Raw genomic sequence first — 1,724 nt, 5'->3', positions numbered from 1 at the left:
CGAATGGGCGGGGCGGGCGCCCTGGGGGCGGTAGGGTGGCGCAATTGCTCCGGTTAGTGAAGCGTTGCGGTGTTCAGAGAGGCCGACGCCCGGGGCTGGTACCCCGGGCGTTCAGCTGCGTCTCTTTTTATTAGTGGACATGTCCGGCGGCGGCTGTCAAGCGTGGCCGCCCGATCAAGTCTCCGGCATGGGGGCTTCGCCGACTTCCGTTCGCCGGGTCTCCCCGGTCCCGAGTCCTGGCCGTCAGTGCCAGCCGCCCTTGGCGGCCAGGCCGATGGCCAGGATCACCAGCAGCAGGATCCCGACCATCAGCACGCCGAACAGCGACAGGATCACCACGGTGACCGTGCCCAGCTTGTGTTGCTGCCACTCCGGGTGGTCGGTGTAGGCCCACTTGTCCACCACCAGGGTGTCGCAGAGCATGTCGTGCAGGGCCTGCTTGCGCTCGGTGAAGGCGGCCATCAGGAAGCCGATGAAGATGGTCAGGCTGCTCAGCAGGAAGCCGAAATAGCGGCCGATGCCGCGGCCGACGCTGATCCGGCTGCCGTCGGTGCGCACCACCTTGATGCCGACCGCCATCTTGCCCAGCGTGGCCTGCTTGGACGAGGCGTGGAACAGGCCGAAGTACAGCGCCGACATCCCCAGCGGCACCAAGTACACCAGCACCAGCATGACGATGCCGCCGGCGGTGGCGAAATCCGGGGTGCTGCCGCCGCCGAGGCCGCTGAAGCCGAAGAAGCCGAGCATGATCACGAACTGGATCACCTGCGCGACCATGCCCACCAGCATGCCGTCGATCAGATAGGCGGCGGTGCGCTTCCAGAAGCCGGCCTGCACCACCTCGCCGCCGGCGACGAAGCGTGGCTCCTCGCCGAGCGTGGCGGCAGGCGCGGCATAGGGCGAATGCGCTGCGGCGTCGGATTCCGGCGCGGCCCAGGCCGCGGGCAACGCCTGCGCGGGCGTCGTCGGCGCCGCCTCGACGGCGTCGTTCGGCGCGATCGCCGCCGGCGCCTGGGTCAGGCCCAGTTCGTCGACGAAGTCGGCCAGCGGATGCCATTCGCTGAGGCCGTCGCGCCACACCAGTGTGGTCAGGCCGACGTCGCCGCGCTGGAAGCGCTGCTGCAGGTCGTCGGCGGGCATCGGTCCGTGACGCTGCTGCGCGGCGTCGGCGTAGTACCACTCACTCATTCCTGTTCCCCGGGGTTGCGATCAAAAAATCCGTTTCCGTTCAACCGCCGCGGCAATGCGCGGGCAGGTAGCGGTCGTCCAGCTCGGAGCTGCATTTCCAGGCCGAAGCCCGCTCATCGTAGTCCAGCCACAGCGCCTTGCCATCCAGCTTGGCGTTGCCGGGCGCGTGCAGGGTGGCTTCCAGGCCGCAATGCCCGTTGTCGAAACGGCCGATCCGCACCTGTGCGACGAATTCGCTGGCGTAGCTCTCGGCAGTGCCGAAGCCTGGGTCGCCGTTGACCGGACAGCGCCCCTGCTGCATGGCGAAGCCGGAGATCCGGGACTTCAGCGGGGTGACGCTGCCGATCGCCAGTGTGGCCTTGGTGCGCAGCGTGTAGTCCTGATACGCGGGCAGGGCGATGGCGGCGAGAATCCCGATCATCGCCAGCAGCACCGCGCCGACCACGACCGCGACGATCGCGCCGATGCCGCAGCCGGACAGGCCGTTGCGCGGAGCCGCGGCGTGGATGGTCGGGGTGGCGCTCGCCGCTGGTGGC

General features: G+C 69.0%; 2 protein-coding genes. Both read right to left on the bottom strand.

Annotation, left to right across the window (positions count from 1 at the left end; genetic code table 11):
* Positions 1 to 243: 243 nt before the first annotated feature.
* Positions 244 to 1,188 (bottom strand): RDD family protein, encoded by a 945-nt coding sequence (locus tag JR064_RS22890; RefSeq protein WP_206231240.1) that lies wholly within the window; start codon positions 1,186 to 1,188, stop codon positions 244 to 246.
* A gap of 40 nt (positions 1,189 to 1,228) precedes the next feature.
* Positions 1,229 to 1,724: pilin (locus JR064_RS22885; protein WP_241093261.1), on the bottom strand; the 496-nt coding region annotated here is incomplete at its 5' end.

The organism is Xanthomonas bonasiae (assembly GCF_017163705.1).
Lineage (GTDB): Bacteria > Pseudomonadota > Gammaproteobacteria > Xanthomonadales > Xanthomonadaceae > Xanthomonas_A > Xanthomonas_A bonasiae.
The sequence above is the reverse complement of the archived record's forward strand: the minus strand, read 5'-3'. Positions and strand labels throughout refer to the sequence as shown.